Here is a 16,526-nt window from a genome sequence, read left to right as displayed (position 1 = left end):
ATAGAAGAAACGTGATAATTTATTGTTTGTTGACGTTTTTGTTTGTTTAGTTTTCAAAGAACAATGTCACCAAAAGCGACAGGAATACTATCTTATCGCATTTCTAACAATCTATCAATCATCAATTATTTCCAATTTCGATTGACTTACCCACTCTTTGGAAGAGCGACTTTCCTATCTTAACACATTGTGTGTTTCAAAACAATAGAAAGTTTTTTTCAATGCTTCGTGAGTGTTAAATACGTTGTCTCACGAGAAAGCTTACTTATAATAACATCTCTATACCCTTGTTTCAATAACAGTTTTTTCCATAAACGGAATCGAAAGCGGTACCACTTTTTTCTAATCATTTAAGTTCAATAAAACGCAAATGATAACTAGGTGTGAAAGGGGTGAAATCAATGGAAACAAAATATATGGGACTTCATGAGACACATGAAATTCATGAGTTATTAATGTTTAAAAACTTATGCTTAACCAAAGCTACAGCAATGGGAGCACTTGTTCAAGACCAGGAATTAGGGAACATCCTGAATGCAGATGTAACAGCAACTAAGCAGCAGGTTCAACGTTTACAAGAATTTATTACGAATAGAGGTGTCCAATAAAATGAATCAGACAATGCAAAATATGGCGGGGATGGGCGGAATGACTGACCAAGTGATTGCGACCGATTTTTTAATCTCAGCAAAATCAGGAATTAAAAATCTTGCTCTTGCCATTACAGAAACATCAACTAAGGAAGTAAGAGATACTTTAACACAATACCTAAATGATGCAATCAAAACTCATGAACAAATTTCTAATTACATGATTTCAAAAGGCTATTATTATCCAGATGACATGTCTAGACAATTAGAGATGGACATCCAAGCTTCACAAACAGCAATAAACTTACAGCAGCAACAGCAACAACAATAAATAAAATCGGCGAAGACCAAGTCAATAAGATTTGGTCTTTTTAATAGAGTCTTTCACTTGATTTGATATAATAGAACTAAAATTGCTTTGATTTTGTGAGGTTACACCATGAAAAAAACAATTGGATTGTTTGCTCATGTCGATGCAGGTAAGACAACATTGGCTGAGCAATTGCTTTACTATACAAATACCATCAGACATAAAGGCCGGGTCGATCATAAAGATACCTTTATGGATACCCATGAAATTGAAAAGCAAAGAGGAATAACTGTTTTTGCTGATCAAGCGATATTCACTTATATGGGTTCGACCTATTACTTAATTGATACACCTGGACATGTCGACTTTTCTCCTGAAATGGAACGGTCTATTCAGGTGATGGATATTGCCATTATTATTGTAAGTGCCGTAGAAGGAATCGAAGGACACACAGAAACCGTTTGGAGGCTTCTCCAACAGCATAAGATCCCAACGTTTTTCTTTATTAATAAAATAGACCGAGTTGGTGCAGATCCACAAAAAATAATAGAAGAAATTCGAACCCAATTAACAAAGGATGTTTGTGATATTACAAATACGTTGATTCAGAATAATATGAGTGAAGAACTGATTGAATGTATCGCAGAACGAGATGAAGACTTATTAAATACATACATGGAAGACGGATATCATCCTGATTTTTGGTTCAGTACCATGAAAACACTCTTTAGAAACAATCAAATTTTCCCTTGTACATACGGTTCGGCCCTTCAGGGAACCGGTATCGAGAATCTTTTGGAAAAAGTCAACCAAGTGACCGAAACTAGTTTTAACAATGAGAAAGCTTTTGCAGGAACTGTCTATAAAATTCGCTATGATGAAAAAGGATCGAGAATTACATTTATTAAAGCTTTAAGCGGAACATTAAAAGTGCGCAACGAAATAACCTATAAATCACAAGACAAAATTGTTCGTGAAAAAATAACCCAAATAAGAGTTTACAACGGTACTAAATTTCAAACTGTTGAGCATGTTGAGGCAGGAGACTTATTTGCTGTAACAGGTCTCACTGAAGCTTCGTCCGGAGATGGATTAGGTGCTTTAATGAAAAAAGCAAATTTTGAAATGATCTCAGCCTTGAAATCCAAAGTAATTCATGACTCCAGCTTCAATGTAAAAGAAGTCTTACGTTTTTTTAATATCCTTAACGCTGAAGATCCAGCACTTAACGTTACATGGGAAGAACGGTCACAGGAAATTCATATTCATGTAATGGGGATCATTCAACTCGAGGTCCTCCAGCAAGTGGTGAAGGAACGGTTTAACCTTAACGTCCATTTCGGAGAACCAGAAATATTATATAAAGAAACAATTGATTCAGTGGTTATGGGGTACGGCCATTTTGAACCATTAGGACATTATGCTGAAGTCCATCTTAAACTTGAGTCTGCTCAAAGAAATAGCGGCACCTTCTTTGAAAGCATCTGCCACACAGATCACCTGACGGTTGGAACCCAAAATACCATTCAATCGCATTTATTTGAAAGAGAACATCATGGGATATTAACTGGTTCCCCTCTCACAGATATTCAAATCACACTTGTTACCGGTAGAGCCCATAACAAACATACTTCTGGCGGCGACTTTCGAGAGGCAGCCTATCGTGCATTGCGGCAAGGTTTAGAAAAAGCGGAAAACGTCTTGCTTGAACCATTTTACTTTTTTAAGATAAAAGTAGATTTAGATCATATGGGTAAGGTTCTGACAGATCTTCAACAAGCTCATGGCAGCTTTCACACGCCAATTACAGAGGGAAACAAAGTTTTTCTAACTGGAAAAGTACCGGTTGCCACCTTTATGAACTATGGCCCTAAGTTTGCTTCCCTTACTCAAGGGAAAGGAAGCCTGAATCTAGTAGTTGGTGGCTATTATCCATGCCATAACCAGAAAGAAGTCATTGAAAGATTTCAATATAATAAGGATGCCGATCCGGAATACACCTCGACATCCATTTTCTGTTCGAAAGGACAAAACTATTCCATTACATGGGATCAAGCGGAAGCTTATATGCATTGTTTGGACGATTAAAAATAAAAGGAAGGCGAGCAGTTTTTTCTGCTGCGCCTTCTTTTTTAATGACGATGTTCTACAAGGTCGATTACACCTAAGACAACGTGTGCTAAACCAAATCCAAATACAGTATTTGCGATCATTTTATTGGTTCCTCGTTTCTGCTTAAGAGCATAACCAGTTGCGGTTACAGCAGTCCCTAATGCAGTAGGAATTAAGCCTTCACGTACGTTCATGTAATCTCCCTCCACATCCTCAATTTGGTGTAAATAACACCAACCTTATTGTTTGCTTCAGTAATAGGATTATACTTTATGCGACGCTGCGCAAGGATTTTTTAACGTACTAATTTTGTCTAAGCCATCTAAGTAGGATGGTTAAGGATTATTGAAAGCCCAAGACAGGATGAGGAACATATGGTTCTTCTAAAAACGAAAGCTCTCCTGGTGTTAGCTGTACGGAAAGTGCCCCGACCGCATCCTCCAAATGAACCATTTTCGTCGCACCAATAATTGGCGCTGTAACAGGCTCTTTCTGCAATACCCAAGCAAGCGCTACTTGGGCTCGAGGTATTCCCCGTTTGGAAGCTAATTCCGCCACTCGGTTGACGACAAGACTGTCTGCTTCAGCAGTTGTGGCATAAAGGGTTTTACCAAATTCATCTGTCTCAGAACGTGAAGTTGTTTCCTCCCAGTCACGTGTTAACTTTCCTCTCGCGAGCGGACTCCACGGGATGACACCAATTTTTTCTTCCTTACAAAGTGGCAGCATTTCTCGCTCCTCTTCTCGATATAAAAGATTTAAATGATTTTGCATCGAGACAAATCTTGTCCAGCCATTTTTTTCAGCAACATGCAATGATTTTAGAAATTGCCATGCATACATCGACGAAGCGCCAATGTATCTAGCCTTTCCAGCCTTTACAACATCATGCAGTGCTTCCATCGTTTCTTCTATTGGGGTGTCATAATCCCAACGGTGAATTTGATAAAGATCCACATAGTCAGTGCCGAGTCTTTTAAGACTATGATCAATTTCACTCATAATCGCCTTACGGGAGAGCCCGCCCCCATTAGGTCCCTCATGCATCCGGCCATGAACCTTGGTTGCGATAACAATTTTATCCCGGTTAGCAAATTCCTTTAAAGCCCGGCCCACAATTTCTTCGCTTGTCCCATCTGAGTATACATTCGCAGTATCGAAGAAATTAATGCCATAATCGAGTGCCTTTCTAATAATCGGACGGCTCTTCTCTTCATCCAGTACCCATTGATGATTTCCTCGCTCCGGAATCCCAAAACTCATACAGCCTAAACAAAGACGGGAAACATCCATACCTGTATTCCCTAGTTTTACATAATCCATCTTTATGTACCTGCCTTTCTGTTTGTAATGAGTTAAATAAGAATTTAACCCCTACTTTTCACATACTTTTTACTATATTCATGCCGTACCTAAAGTATAATGTCTACTTAGATTTTCTTCTAACATTTCTACCTTTTTTTATTAAAAGGTAGAAATTGAAAAAGCAGCATAAAAAAAGAGCCACCACACTCGATGACCCATTTTCCTGCATACGCCTAATTTAATTATTAAGAAACCGCTTTTCTCTTTACTGGACTATTTAAGTCACGTGCATTCAAATAAACGGTAACCATTGCAATCAAAAGCAATACACCCGTGACGATAAAGACACTATAGACAGGAAATATTCCACCTAGAAAACCGCCAATCATAGGACCAACCATTCCGCCTAATTGGTTTGCCGTTTGATTTAAACTAAACGCCCTTCCTCGGAAATCTTCAGCAGTTGATTTTACAACAAGCCCATTTAAGGCAGGATACACGGCACAAAAGAAAATTCCGTACACAAAACGAATCATTGAAAAGCCCCAAATATGTGTAAAAACAATTTGAGCTAAAGTACCAATGCCGCCACCGAGCAGTCCGATAAATAAAACTCGTTGGAACCCCACTTTATCAGCCCATTTTCCCCAATAAGGGGCAAATAAGGCACTGGCAATCCCAGGTAGAGAAAATACAACCCCAGCTAGGAAGGATGCATTTTCTGAAGAACCGCCCAATTTGACAATATATAAAGGGAGTACCGGTTCGATCGTCATGACAGAACAGCTAGTGACCAAAGTTAGGATGAGTACTAATAAAAACGGCCGGTTGTTTATTGCTACTTTAATGTCCTTTTTAACGGAACCCTTCCCTTTACTTGGGGTAAAATTCTCCTCTACTACCCAAAAGATGATTAACAGTGTCGACAAACAAACAATGATACCTGCGCTAGCGAAAGCCCAGCGATTTCCAACTAAGTCAGCAATCCCTCCGCCTAGAAGCGGTCCAATGATACCTCCGGATGCAGAAGCAGTGGAAATCATCGATAATGCATACCCCACTTTGTTTCCGGGTGTATTGGTCCCAATCAACGCAATCGCTCCTGGAATGAAACCACTTAACAATCCTTGAAGGATCCTTAAGCCCAAAATCTGATACGGATTTGTAACGAAGGCCATTAAAGTATAAATAACAAAAAGAGCAAAACCAGCGCGGACAATCATCGGTTTTCTACCATATTTGTCAGCCATCCTGCCCCAGAATGGCGAGGAAAGTGCGCCGGCAAAAAAAGCCGAACTGAACAATAACCCAGACCACATTTCAGTGTGTTGATGAACTCCTAGTTGCAAAAGAAAAATCGGCAAGAAAGGGATGACCATGGAGAAACTTGCTGCTGTAAAAAAGACTCCAATCCAAAGTACCCATAAATTACGTTTCCACAATAGCATGCTTATCCATCTCCAGTGAAGCCTATAATTTCATTTCATATGTGCCATCTTACCATAAAATAAATTTATTTTCACTTCCGAAATATTCGAAAAAAGAAATAAATAAAAACTTAGCTTTCCGATAATTTTTTTCTATCTGTTGCTTTTGGAGGTTGCTCTAACCACTGATTTTTGACCATTAAGTCTGTCCAATCCTCGGCAAATTTAAGGTCCTCTAGAATAAATTGTTCATAATTTAAAACCAAATCAGATCTCATTGTCGTACCCAGCCCCGCACCATAATAGGCAATCGCCGTTCCAAATAGGAATCCTGTCAGGTACATGATTAACTTATCTGAAAAAGTAGGAACAGTAGAATCTGTTACATCAGAATCCCATAATGGCGGAGCCGGGAGCTGATCTTTTGTTAAAATTTGACTAAATAAGTCAATATGTTTTTGCTTAATTCCCAAGGCTTTCTTCAAGATCTTCTGTGCCTCTTTGGAGCTTGCCACCTGACAAAAGCCTGTTATCAGCGCTTTTGTGATGATACTTTTTTTCAAATTAAAGAAAACATTACTTATTTCTTGTCCGTTTAGGGTCCGCCGGTCACTAAAGAAACCATTAAAGAAATTTTCTGTTTTAATAAAATCGATCCCAACCGGTATTGGCAGATAGGGCGGTCTGTGGTATAGACCTTTTTCTAGCAATACATCAATTGTTTAATTGTATAGTTTAATGGTGTCATGGACTTTATCTTCGTAAAACTTCCTCATCTCCCCACAGGTAGAAACGGTCAAAGCGACAGAATAGGCGGAAAGACCATGTATCGTCATTTCATGAAGATATTTTAGGCATAGATGATCGGAAAACAACTTTGGTGTATCAATATTGACATCATGCTCTGTAAACCCTTGAGGGATAGGGTAATGTATTCTATTAAAAAAACTTTCTATCTCCCGAAGGTTGTTTTCCGAACTGGCAATCGCGTCTTGAAAGATCAACTTTATGGCTTCATTCTCTTCTTCCAAGTGATGGTGCATATAGGTATTAACTCGCAGGTTTAATGAATCCGATTGATATTGTGTCCATAAGCTTGTAATTTCAGGGCCCGTCAATTTGATATTATGGTTGATTTCCAATACGTCCTCCTTATAAAGGTCTCGTGTAATTAAGGGAACAGCCGTTTTTTCCCGATAATAATACATTCCGCTATATTATTTACTTCGCTCTTAGTCGATATTCCATTTATTGTAAAACCATCTATTTTAATTAAGCGCATTTGATTAAAGTGATCGATTGGAGATATTATTTTCGGAGAATTAATTAGACAAAAAAAGTCCCACCGCCACTACGAAAGCCGATTGATTCCGAATCGTTTCGATTTGGGTGATGGGACTGGATTATCTTTCATCTCATAGTCATTCTAATGATATTTTTAGCAGGTGTGTATGCGGGGATAACCATTTTTAGTAGCAGTCTTAACTCAAGTTTTTAGTCATATTGTACCAAGTTACTCCACCATGTTCGGAGTTTGAAACTCCCTGATTAACGTATCCATGTTTCTCATAAAAGCAAACCAAATCCTTTTTACAGGTTAGAGTGATGGTTTCACGATGTTTGTTTTTGGCGTCTTTTTCTAACTGAGCAAGTAACGCTCCTGCAATCCCACGATTTTGATAATCAGGAGACACTGCTAAGCCTAATACACTTTGATGTCCACCCGTATTCGGATTGCATTTGGTATCATTGAATAAATCATCTGTGATGTAGGCGGTTTCGATAACAGGTCCATTAATGAGACCTACAATGGCCCCCTCCTCTTCCGCCACAAAAAAACTGTCCGGTATATTTTCGATTCTCTTTTTAAAGGCTTCTTCTGACGCTGCCTCTGCTTTTAAGAAGCAGCTATTTTCTAAGGTAACTATATCAGCTAAATCCTCTTTTTTAACGTTCCGTATATTCACCATGCTGTTTTCCTCCAAGATTAAACATGAATACTAGATTCAATCCATTTTACCGCTAGTTTTTACTCCATGACAAGTGTTCTCCCTTCGTTTTTAACCATCTTCACAAACTTTATAGAGGTCATTAAAAGTCTTTCAAGCTTCTAAACTAGTTTGTCAAGAGCATATCCGTTTCCGTCCAATAAATCCTTTAAGGTTGTTTGATCTAATAGCTTCGCCACAGTATCCCGAACAAGAGCCCATAAAGGTTTTAATTGACACCCCTCCTCAAGGGGGCAGCTCTCATAAGAAGTAATACTAACACACCCCATTGGAGCCAAGGGTCCTTCTAAATTACGAATCACTTCACCAATGATAATTTCACTGGGAGTTTTACTCAGCTTATATCCCCCGTTCACCCCTCGTTTGCTTTGCACATAGCCATTTCTTTTCAACTGAAGCAGAAGCTGTTCTAAATAATTCATCGGAACTAACGTTTGTTCTGATATGTCCCCAATGGATGTAAGGTCATGTTCATTTTTCCCCAAACAAATCAGTGCCCGTAAGGCATATTCTCCCCGACTGGAAATTTTCATCTTACCCCGCTCCTTCTATATATCTAGGCAATTACCCATTTTTACTATTAAAAAGAACCCAAAATTTTGTCCGTTCATATCGTAAGTTAGAAACTTGATTGGATTAGTCGACAATTACAATGAGTTTATTTATTCCTCTTAACTAGTCTATTCAGGAAATATATAAAAAGGAGAGTTTTTTATGAGGAGGTTAGTCGTACTTGCCCTAATTGGGCTAGCAGCGCAGTTAGTAGATGGATCTCTCGGGATGGCCTATGGAGTTACGTCCACTTCATTATTGCTTATGTTTGGAATCGCACCAGCTGTCGCCTCGGCCTCAGTCCACATGGCAGAGGTTGTAACAACTGCAGCATCAGGTGTATCTCACATTCGGTTTGGAAACGTAGATAAAAGCGTGGTTTATAAATTAATCATCCCTGGCTCAATCGGGGCCTTTCTCGGAGCTTGTTTTCTAGGCAGTATCCCAGGGGATATTATAAAACCCTATGTATCCATTTTTCTATTCATGTTAGGTGTTTATGTGATTTATCGGTTTTTGTTTAAATTTAATCCAACTAGTAAATTGTCGGGTAAAAAATTAGGAAAAAAGCAATTGATTCCTCTCGGCTTTATCGCTGGATTTTTCGATGCCACAGGCGGAGGCGGCTGGGGACCAATAGCCACACCGGTCTTGTTAACTAGCAGCGAAATGGAGCCAAGAAAAGTCATTGGATCAGTTGATACAAGTGAATTTGCGATTGCGGTCTCCTCGACATTAGGGTTCTTATTAACATTAGGATGGACTCAAATAAATATTCAATGGGTGATTGCCTTAATGATTGGCGGAATCATCGCTGCTCCAATCGCTGCTTTTTTAGTTAAGATTATTCCAACAAACCTGTTAGGAACGCTAGTGGGCGGAATAATTATCATCACTAATATTAGAACGCTTTTGGGGGCCTTACAAGCCTCTCACACCGTAAGCCTATTCACCTACCTATTCCTAGCCGTCCTATGGCTCGCGGCCGTTATTAATGTAAGTGTAAAAATCAAAAGAAATAGCTATCGTAAACAACTAGCAGATTAAAGAGGAAAAACCCATCAGGAGTCCAAATACTCATGATGGGTTTTTATTTCCCATTTATTTAACCATCAATGCCTTCCTTTTTTCCTTGTGTGAGTGCCCGGCGGTCAGCTGCTTTCGGCGGCTCTTCCAACCAACCGAGCTCAATCATTAAATTCATCCCGTCTTCTGCAAATCTAATTAATTCACTCGAGAGTCCTACATATTTTTCAGCAAGGTCCCTTCGATTCGTTACACTTAAAGCCGATCCATAAAAGGCAACGGCAACTTGGGAAGAGAGGAGGATTTGATACATAATCCATTTATCAGAAAAAGGGGAAACGGTTGAATTCGTCACATAGGATTGCCATGAGATAGGAGAATTCAGTTTATCTTCCCGAAATACTTGTTCAAATGCGGCAATATGCTTATTGGAAATTTCCGCACCTCTTTTAACAAATTGGCGCACCTTTTTGGATTCCACCACTTGACTAAACGCAACCTTAAGGGCTACATGCATATGCATTTTATTCATATTAAAGGTGATATCTCCAATTTCCATGCCAGTCAATGGACGTCGTTGCCCAAACCAGCCTGTTAAAAAACTTTGATGTTTTACAAAATCAACCGATTCCGGTGCAGGAATGATAGGCGGGCGCGAGTAAATTCCTTTTGTCAGCATCGTATCAATTGTTTTTTCAAAAAGATCCATGGTTTCTTTATTACATTCGATATAGTATTTACGCAGGTCCGCTCTGATGGAAGTACCAACAGAAAGGGCATATCCTGTCAGCCCCTGCAAAGACATAATATACATATAATAAAGGTAGAAAGGGTCTTGAAACAAACGCGGGGCTTTAATGTTTACATCTTGATCTGTAAACCCCTGTGGAATCGGGTAATCTTCACCATTAAAAAACTCTGCCGCTTTTTGAACATGCCGTTCAGAAAGCTCAAGCGAAAATTGATAAATCTCAATAATATCTTGGTCCTCGAGATGTTCTAATGCATACTTAATAAAACAAATAGACATCGAATTAAACATATATTGAGTCCAAAGACTTGATATTTCAGAAGCAGTAAGTTGAATACGGGTAGGCTCCATAACATTCTTCCTTTACCAGTTATAAGCCTATTTTTACCAATTTATTACAAAACTATTCCGAAATAATGTTAATAACCTAATTTACACTACTGCTCCATAAATAACATTTCGCAGTCTAGGCTGAGTGTAGGTTTCAAAATTGGGCAATAGCTGATGCATATAAACCGCAGAAAGCTGCTCTTTTGGATCAATCATGACCCAGGTTCCCGCCATTCCCATCCAGCCGAATTCACCAATGGAGCTATTGCTTCCCGCAAGTGGCGGGTTCATCATCACCCTTACCCCTAAACCATAGCCATAACCCTTCAAGTGCTCCCAATTGTATGTTGGTACTTGCTCTGGCAGAAGGTGATTCATGCCCATTAATTCGACCGTTTTTGCTCCGAGAATTCGTTCACCGTCGAATAATCCCCCATTGGCCAGCATGTGAGCGAAGCGGCTATAATCATTCAAAGTCGACAACAGACCTCCACCCCCGCTTTCAAATAGCGTGCCCTGTTGAAATTCTACATCCATTTTACTATTTTTCTGCAGATTGCCTGGTTCCTTCCAATCATATAAACTAGATAAACGTTCCTTTTTATCGTCAGGAATCTTGAAAAATGTATCTTCCATTGAAAGCGGTTGAAAAATTTCGTCCTGTAAAAATCGGCCAAATGTTTTGCCTGACACCACTTCAATGAAGGCTCCCAGCACATCATGACTCAGACCGTATCGCCATTGTGTTCCAGGATCAAAAGCTAACGGGATATTGGCTAAAGTCTTGGAGAGCTCTCTAACGGTAAAGGTACCCTTTTTCCGAAAATCATTCATTGCTTTATTTACTTGACGTTCCGTTTCATTAGCTTCTCCTTCGTACGTTAACCCGGAGGTCATGGTGAACAGGTCTTTTACTCGAATCGATTTTGCTGCAGGTGTTGCATAAACTTCCCTACTTTTTCCTTCACGATATACTTGAGGATTTTTAAATTCTGGAAGATATTCCTCGAGCGGATCCTCCAATAGAAATAATCCCCGTTCATATAACTTTAATGCGGCAACACAAGTAACTACCTTGGTCATCGAATAAATGCGATAAATGGTATCAGGAGTAATTGGTTTCTTTGTTTCAAGATCAGCATAACCGACATAATCTTCAAAGACTTGTTCATTTTGATGATAGACAGAACATGCACATCCCGCTGGTCCTTTTTCTACAAAACTTCTTAGTAATGGCTGTAAATGATGGATTGTTTTCATGCGAATTCTCCTTTGCACACTTTTACTATTATAGTAACTTATTTGTTAGCAGATTTATAGATTCATTAACCGATTTTTCTTAAAATACAAAAAACTCACCAACACCATATTAGGAAAAGGAAGCGAAGATATGACCATCGATTGCTTGAATCTATTAAAAGATACTAAAATAACATATGTAAATTGTTTTGTTTTTACTGTCAACATAAGTTATTTCCAGTGTCTGTTAAATTAACCAAAATTCAAAAAGTATGATTTACATAACAAGAAAGAGGAGAAAATTTTTGATTTCTCCTCTACTCTACTACCTATTACATTGCCATTACTTCTTCACTTGTTACAATATTAGGTACCGAAGCCTTGCACTGTAACGAAAGCAATTTTTCACGAAACCGAACCACTTCACCTACCACAATCATGGCCGGGTTCTGCACGCCTTCTTTTTCAACAACATCGCCAATAGAACTCAAGGTTCCTGTAACCGTTCGCTGCTCTGCCCATGTCCCCTGCTCAATTACCGCCACAGGTGTATGTTCTGTTTTTCCGTGGCTAATCAGCTGCTGACAAATATATGAAAGGTTGCCAATCCCCATATAGATCGCAATCGTATCAACGGCTTTCCCCAAGCTTTTCCAATCAATGTCGGTAGGTTTACCTTTGGCGCAATGGCCTGTTACAACAGCAAATGAATTGCCATATTCCCGGTGTGTAATCGGAATTCCCGCATACGCAGGTGCCGCTATCCCAGACGTAATACCGGGAACCACTTCAAACTGTAACCCATTTTCCGCTAAAGCTGCGGCCTCTTCGCCACCCCGGCCAAATACAAATGGGTCTCCGCCTTTCAAGCGAACAACTGTTTTTCCCTGGCTTGTAAATTGAACTAATAGATCATTAATTATTTCCTGTTTCATTGTATGTTGTGTCGGTTGTTTCCCACAAAAGATAATCTCACAATCTCGTTTTGCTTCCCTTAGCAAATCACGGTTCACCAGACGATCATAAAGAATGACATCTGCCATTTGGATGCATTTTAATGCTTTTACCGTAATTAATTCCGGGTCACCAGGACCTGCTCCAACGATATAGGCCTTCCCCATAAAACCGCCCCCTTACTATTTCCGACTTGCTGCTGTTTTAGTTGTTTTTGGCACTTCCAAAATCATCTTTGACGCTGTTTTTCTATGTGATAAGTATAAGGCTAAACCTGTAAATAGAAATCCTCCAACGAGATTTCCAACTGTTACTGGAAGTTGATTCCATAACAGCCAATCAGCTAATGTCACGTGTGCACCAAGCATCATACCGGCTGGAATAACAAACATATTGACAACCGCGTGTTCAAACCCTTGTGCAAAAAAGATTAAGATTGGCAGCCACATGGCGGCAATTTTTCCACCCACTGACTTAGTGGTCATGGCCATCACTGCCCCCAGAGTAACCATCCAATTACATAACATTGCTTTTACAAAAACTACAATTAATCCGTCTGTGCCGAGGTTCTTGTAACCCAATGTTTTGGTTTCCGCTACAGCAATGATTTTCGCTGCGACTGGGTTGTTATTTACATGCCCGAGTTGAGTAATAGCAATGATATATAAAAGTGCGTAGATAATACTTCCTAAAATATGTCCAACAATCACCCATAACCAATTCTTTATCATCTGACCGACAGTAGCCTTTTTCCCCAAGACAGCCACAGGAAGGAGCGCAAAACTTCCGGTGACCAATTCTAGCCCGAGTAGAATGATAATCACAAAGGCCGCTGGAAATAGCACTGCCCCAACAATCCCCATTCCTGTCTGCACTTCGGCTGTAAAGGCTAATGTGGTACCGAATCCAAGCAGAGCACCAGAAAGTGCTCCTCGGATTAATAAATCACTAACAGGTAATTTTGCTTTGGCTTCCCCAGACTGAATCATACTTTCAATTACTTGATTAGGACTAACTAATGACAACAGCTTCACTCCTTTTACAATACAAAGAGTATTTACTTCTCTTCATCTACTAAAATAAACACTTGATCTTCAATAACCTCTACAGGGAAGAATTTGACACATCCTATATCAGGTGCTTGAACTTTCCCGTCGGTTACGCAAATTTTCCAATCATGCATGGGACAAAATACAAACTCTCCGCTGACGATCCCCTCCGCAAGGACGCCCCCTTTATGAGGGCATCGGTTTTCAATGGCGCGAATGTCTCCATCCTCTAATCGAAAAACAGCAATTTCCATATTTCCAATAACGGTTGTTTTTCCTAATTTTCTCGGCATATCTTCTGTACTTCCTATAAAAACGCGTCTAATTGTCTCTTCCATAAAATGCAACTCCCCTTCTATTTAACACCTGTTGGAATTTTTACCGTCTCATAAAGGTCTCTTAAAAGTGTTTTATTCTCAATGGCTTCTTTCCATGGGTCTTGAACAATCGAAAGTGCCTCATCAATACGGAAGTTCAACATTTTTACCGTTTCAGCATCCGAAAGGACTTCCCTTATATGATCAAGTCCTAGTCGGTCCACCCAGGCAGAAGTTCTTTCTAAATAATTAGCTGTTTCACGATAATACTGGAGGTATGCCCCGATCATTTCGACAAGCTCATCATCCGTTTTGAACTTGAACAACAAATCAGCTGCACGAAGATGGGTACCGCCATTTCCACCTACATACATTTCCCATGCCCCATCCGTACCAACAACGCCAACGTCTTTAATCCCGCTTTCGGCACAGTTCCTTGGACAAGCGGAGACCGCCATTTTCACTTTATGAGGAGTGTTTAAGCCTTCGAATTTCTTTTCCAATCGGATTCCTAAACCAATCGAATCTTGTGTACCAAAGCGGCAGTAACTTTCACCAACACAAGTTTTTACAGTTCGAAGCCCTTTAGCATAAGCCGCTCCAGATGGCATATCAAGTTCTGCCCATATCTTCGGTAAATCCTCTTTTTTCACACCGAGTAAATCAATTCGCTGACCGCCCGTCACCTTGATGGTGCCAACTTGGTATTTATCGGCAACGTCCGCAATTTTTCGTAAGTCTTCAGACGTCGTTACTCCACCATACATTCTCGGTACAACAGAGTAAGTGCCATCCTTTTGGATATTGGCATGCAGTCTTTCATTTACGAACCGGGCTTCTTTCTCATCCTGATACTCTGTTGGATAAATCATTCCCAGATAGTAATTGAGCGCCGGCTTACACTTGGAACATCCATCTGCTTTCCAACCTAAGACATTCATCACTTCACGGATATGTGTCAAGCGCTTCGCACGAATTTCCTCCACAATTTCATCGCGGGATAATGTTGTACAGCTGCAAATCGCTTCTTTTTCATCCGCTTTAAATTGGTCACCTAGTGTACAGGCTAACAAATCGGCCACTAATGATTTACAACCGCCGCATGAACGGGAAGCATTGGTGCAGCCCTTTACTTGGTCAACCGAAGTTAAACCTTGAGTTCGAATCGCTTCCATAATGGTACCTTTGCTGACACCATTACAGCCGCAAATGATTTCTTCATCGGCCATCTCGGCAACAAGACTAACCTCTGACGATTGACTTTTTGAGCTCTCTAAATACTCCTCGATACTTGCACCTTTTTTAATGAGACCTAAGAGTTGATTCCCATCCTTGGTATCGCCAAACAGTACAGCGCCAGCGATTTTCCCATCCTCAATTAGAACTTTTTTATAAACCCCGCTCCAATCATCGTACATTTTATATACCTTTGTATCCTCATCCTCATTGATTTTTCCAGATGAGAATACCTCAACACCGGATACTTTTAGCTGAGTTGAAAGGACGGAACCCTGATAACCTTCCTCCTCTATTCCACAGATCCGCTTTGCTAACACTTGGGCCTGCTGATAAAGAGGTGCTACTAAGCCGTAGGCCGTACCGCGATGCTCTGCACATTCCCCGACTGCATAAATATCAGGAGTATCCGTTTCTAAATAATCATTCACGATTATTCCGCGGTTAACAGATATACCGGCTTTTTGAGCTAATTCAATATTAGGCTTAATTCCAACCGCCATGACAACCAAATCGGCTTTAATCTTACTGCCATCTTTAAATTTTACGCCTGTTACCTGTTTCTTACCGAGAATCTCAGCGGTATGTTTTTCTAGTAGAAAATTCATTCCCTGTTTTTCTAGTTCCTTTTGTAAAAGTTTCCCGGCGGAACGGTCTAATTGTCGTTCCATCAAGTAGTCGAAGATGTGAATGACGTCGACTTCCATCCCTAGATTTAATAATCCACGAGCGGCTTCAAGTCCAAGTAGTCCTCCACCAATAACGGCAGCCTTTTTATATTGTTTTGAATATTCAATCATTTTTTCACAGTCTTTGATATTCCGGAAAGCTGTCACGCCTTCTTTATCTGCCCCTGGTAACGGCAGCATGAACGGATTCGATCCGGTTGCTATGATCAATTTGTCATACGGTTCGACTCTTCCTTTATCAGTCATAACCACTTGTCTTTCCTTATCAATGGAAACAACAGTTTCCCCGATAAAAAGAGTGATTCCGTTGTCCTCATACCACTGATTGTCATTTAAGGTGATATCCTTAACGGAAGTACCTCCTTGTAAAACCGTTGATAACTGAATTCGGTTATAGTTTGGATATGGTTCACTTCCAAAAATCGTAATTTCAAAATCTTCCCGGTTAAGTTTCAGCACTTCTTCAATGGCACGAACCCCTGCCATACCATTTCCTACAAGTATTAGTTTTTGTTTAATCAAGTGTAATTCCCTCCCTAAACTGTTGCATGTGTATTTTATATCATGATGGGAGCTTTAATTACATAAGTTTGGAAGGTTTTCTATCACGCTATTTTATTGCTTTAAAAC

Annotated in this window: 17 protein-coding genes; 4 read left to right on the top strand and 13 right to left on the bottom strand. The window is 39.8% G+C overall.

Annotated elements, in window-relative coordinates; translation table 11 throughout:
- Positions 1-401: 401 nt before the first annotated feature.
- The 3 genes from J7E81_RS11240 to J7E81_RS11230 all read left to right on the top strand — a co-directional run bounded on the left by J7E81_RS11240 (position 402) and on the right by J7E81_RS11230 (position 2,988).
- Positions 402-608 carry a hypothetical protein gene (locus tag J7E81_RS11240; RefSeq protein WP_215042271.1) on the top strand — a complete coding sequence of 69 codons (207 nt, stop codon included), beginning with the start codon at positions 402-404 and terminating at the stop codon, positions 606-608.
- 1 nt (position 609) lies between these two features.
- The gene (locus tag J7E81_RS11235) at positions 610-921 is read left to right on the top strand and encodes a spore coat protein (RefSeq protein ID WP_215042270.1); all 312 of its coding nucleotides are present in this window, start codon (positions 610-612) and stop codon (positions 919-921) included.
- A 108-nt stretch (positions 922-1,029) separates the two neighbouring features.
- A complete protein-coding gene (locus J7E81_RS11230; RefSeq protein ID WP_215042269.1) occupies positions 1,030-2,988 on the top strand; it encodes an elongation factor G in 1,959 nt (652 codons plus the stop codon).
- 44 nt (positions 2,989-3,032) lie between these two features.
- On the opposite strand, the gene J7E81_RS11225 is transcribed toward J7E81_RS11230, so the two are convergent.
- The 7 genes from J7E81_RS11225 to J7E81_RS11195 all read right to left on the bottom strand — a co-directional run bounded on the left by J7E81_RS11225 (position 3,033) and on the right by J7E81_RS11195 (position 8,286).
- Positions 3,033-3,206, bottom strand: coding sequence for an asparagine synthase (locus tag J7E81_RS11225; protein WP_215042268.1), 174 nt, complete (start codon positions 3,204-3,206; stop codon positions 3,033-3,035).
- Between the two features lie 148 nt (positions 3,207-3,354).
- Positions 3,355-4,335: an aldo/keto reductase gene (locus tag J7E81_RS11220; protein ID WP_215042267.1), complete on the bottom strand. Its 981-nt coding sequence runs from the start codon at positions 4,333-4,335 to the stop codon at positions 3,355-3,357.
- Positions 4,336-4,562: 227 nt separating this feature from the next.
- The gene (locus tag J7E81_RS11215) at positions 4,563-5,765 is read right to left on the bottom strand and encodes an MFS transporter (protein WP_215042266.1); all 1,203 of its coding nucleotides are present in this window, start codon (positions 5,763-5,765) and stop codon (positions 4,563-4,565) included.
- 110 nt (positions 5,766-5,875) lie between these two features.
- Entirely contained in the window at positions 5,876-6,454 is a 579-nt protein-coding gene (locus tag J7E81_RS11210) for a DUF3231 family protein (RefSeq protein WP_215042265.1), read from the bottom strand.
- Between the two features lie 12 nt (positions 6,455-6,466).
- Positions 6,467-6,886 (bottom strand): DUF3231 family protein, encoded by a 420-nt coding sequence (locus J7E81_RS11205; protein WP_215042264.1) that lies wholly within the window; start codon positions 6,884-6,886, stop codon positions 6,467-6,469.
- A 339-nt stretch (positions 6,887-7,225) separates the two neighbouring features.
- A complete protein-coding gene (locus J7E81_RS11200) occupies positions 7,226-7,714 on the bottom strand; it encodes a GNAT family N-acetyltransferase (RefSeq protein WP_215042263.1) in 489 nt (162 codons plus the stop codon).
- 140 nt (positions 7,715-7,854) lie between these two features.
- Positions 7,855-8,286, bottom strand: a complete 432-nt coding sequence (locus J7E81_RS11195; protein WP_215042262.1) for an RrF2 family transcriptional regulator — start codon at positions 8,284-8,286, stop codon at positions 7,855-7,857.
- A 181-nt stretch (positions 8,287-8,467) separates the two neighbouring features.
- Here J7E81_RS11195 and J7E81_RS11190 point away from each other — a divergent pair, with 181 nt between their 5' ends.
- Positions 8,468-9,352, top strand: a complete 885-nt coding sequence (locus J7E81_RS11190; protein WP_215042261.1) for a sulfite exporter TauE/SafE family protein — start codon at positions 8,468-8,470, stop codon at positions 9,350-9,352.
- A gap of 58 nt (positions 9,353-9,410) precedes the next feature.
- Here the strand turns inward: J7E81_RS11190 and J7E81_RS11185 are convergent, their stop codons facing one another.
- The 6 genes from J7E81_RS11185 to nirB all read right to left on the bottom strand — a co-directional run bounded on the left by J7E81_RS11185 (position 9,411) and on the right by nirB (position 16,418).
- Complete coding sequence (locus J7E81_RS11185; RefSeq protein ID WP_215042260.1) at positions 9,411-10,433, bottom strand: DUF3231 family protein; 1,023 nt, start codon at positions 10,431-10,433, stop codon at positions 9,411-9,413.
- 81 nt (positions 10,434-10,514) lie between these two features.
- Positions 10,515-11,672 (bottom strand): serine hydrolase domain-containing protein, encoded by a 1,158-nt coding sequence (locus J7E81_RS11180; protein ID WP_215042259.1) that lies wholly within the window; start codon positions 11,670-11,672, stop codon positions 10,515-10,517.
- 311 nt (positions 11,673-11,983) lie between these two features.
- Positions 11,984-12,772 carry a uroporphyrinogen-III C-methyltransferase gene (gene cobA, locus J7E81_RS11175; RefSeq protein ID WP_215042258.1) on the bottom strand — a complete coding sequence of 263 codons (789 nt, stop codon included), beginning with the start codon at positions 12,770-12,772 and terminating at the stop codon, positions 11,984-11,986.
- A 15-nt stretch (positions 12,773-12,787) separates the two neighbouring features.
- Positions 12,788-13,630 carry a formate/nitrite transporter family protein gene (locus J7E81_RS11170; protein ID WP_215042257.1) on the bottom strand — a complete coding sequence of 281 codons (843 nt, stop codon included), beginning with the start codon at positions 13,628-13,630 and terminating at the stop codon, positions 12,788-12,790.
- 32 nt (positions 13,631-13,662) lie between these two features.
- A complete protein-coding gene (nirD, locus tag J7E81_RS11165) occupies positions 13,663-13,992 on the bottom strand; it encodes a nitrite reductase small subunit NirD (protein ID WP_215042256.1) in 330 nt (109 codons plus the stop codon).
- A 17-nt stretch (positions 13,993-14,009) separates the two neighbouring features.
- Positions 14,010-16,418 (bottom strand): nitrite reductase large subunit NirB, encoded by a 2,409-nt coding sequence (gene nirB / locus J7E81_RS11160; protein WP_251028581.1) that lies wholly within the window; start codon positions 16,416-16,418, stop codon positions 14,010-14,012.
- Between the last annotated feature and the right edge of the window lie 108 nt (positions 16,419-16,526).

Source organism: Bacillus sp. ISL-18 (assembly GCF_018613415.1).
Lineage (GTDB): Bacteria > Bacillota > Bacilli > Bacillales > Cytobacillaceae > Neobacillus.
This window is presented reverse-complemented; position numbering and strand designations above follow the sequence as displayed.

What these genes read in the sequence shown, in the direction of transcription:
- J7E81_RS11240 (WP_215042271.1), top strand. Translation starts at nt 402, where the DNA reads ATGGAAACAAAATATATGGGACTTCATGAGACACATGAAATTCATGAG.
- J7E81_RS11235 (WP_215042270.1), top strand. Translation starts at nt 610, where the DNA reads ATGAATCAGACAATGCAAAATATGGCGGGGATGGGCGGAATGACTGAC.
- J7E81_RS11230 (WP_215042269.1), top strand. Translation starts at nt 1,030, where the DNA reads ATGAAAAAAACAATTGGATTGTTTGCTCATGTCGATGCAGGTAAGACA.
- J7E81_RS11225 (WP_215042268.1), bottom strand. Translation starts at nt 3,206, where the DNA reads ATGAACGTACGTGAAGGCTTAATTCCTACTGCATTAGGGACTGCTGTA.
- J7E81_RS11220 (WP_215042267.1), bottom strand. Translation starts at nt 4,335, where the DNA reads ATGGATTATGTAAAACTAGGGAATACAGGTATGGATGTTTCCCGTCTT.
- J7E81_RS11215 (WP_215042266.1), bottom strand. Translation starts at nt 5,765, where the DNA reads ATGCTATTGTGGAAACGTAATTTATGGGTACTTTGGATTGGAGTCTTT.
- J7E81_RS11200 (WP_215042263.1), bottom strand. Translation starts at nt 7,714, where the DNA reads ATGGTGAATATACGGAACGTTAAAAAAGAGGATTTAGCTGATATAGTT.
- J7E81_RS11195 (WP_215042262.1), bottom strand. Translation starts at nt 8,286, where the DNA reads ATGAAAATTTCCAGTCGGGGAGAATATGCCTTACGGGCACTGATTTGT.
- J7E81_RS11190 (WP_215042261.1), top strand. Translation starts at nt 8,468, where the DNA reads ATGAGGAGGTTAGTCGTACTTGCCCTAATTGGGCTAGCAGCGCAGTTA.
- J7E81_RS11185 (WP_215042260.1), bottom strand. Translation starts at nt 10,433, where the DNA reads ATGGAGCCTACCCGTATTCAACTTACTGCTTCTGAAATATCAAGTCTT.
- J7E81_RS11180 (WP_215042259.1), bottom strand. Translation starts at nt 11,672, where the DNA reads ATGAAAACAATCCATCATTTACAGCCATTACTAAGAAGTTTTGTAGAA.
- cobA (WP_215042258.1), bottom strand. Translation starts at nt 12,772, where the DNA reads ATGGGGAAGGCCTATATCGTTGGAGCAGGTCCTGGTGACCCGGAATTA.
- nirD (WP_215042256.1), bottom strand. Translation starts at nt 13,992, where the DNA reads ATGGAAGAGACAATTAGACGCGTTTTTATAGGAAGTACAGAAGATATG.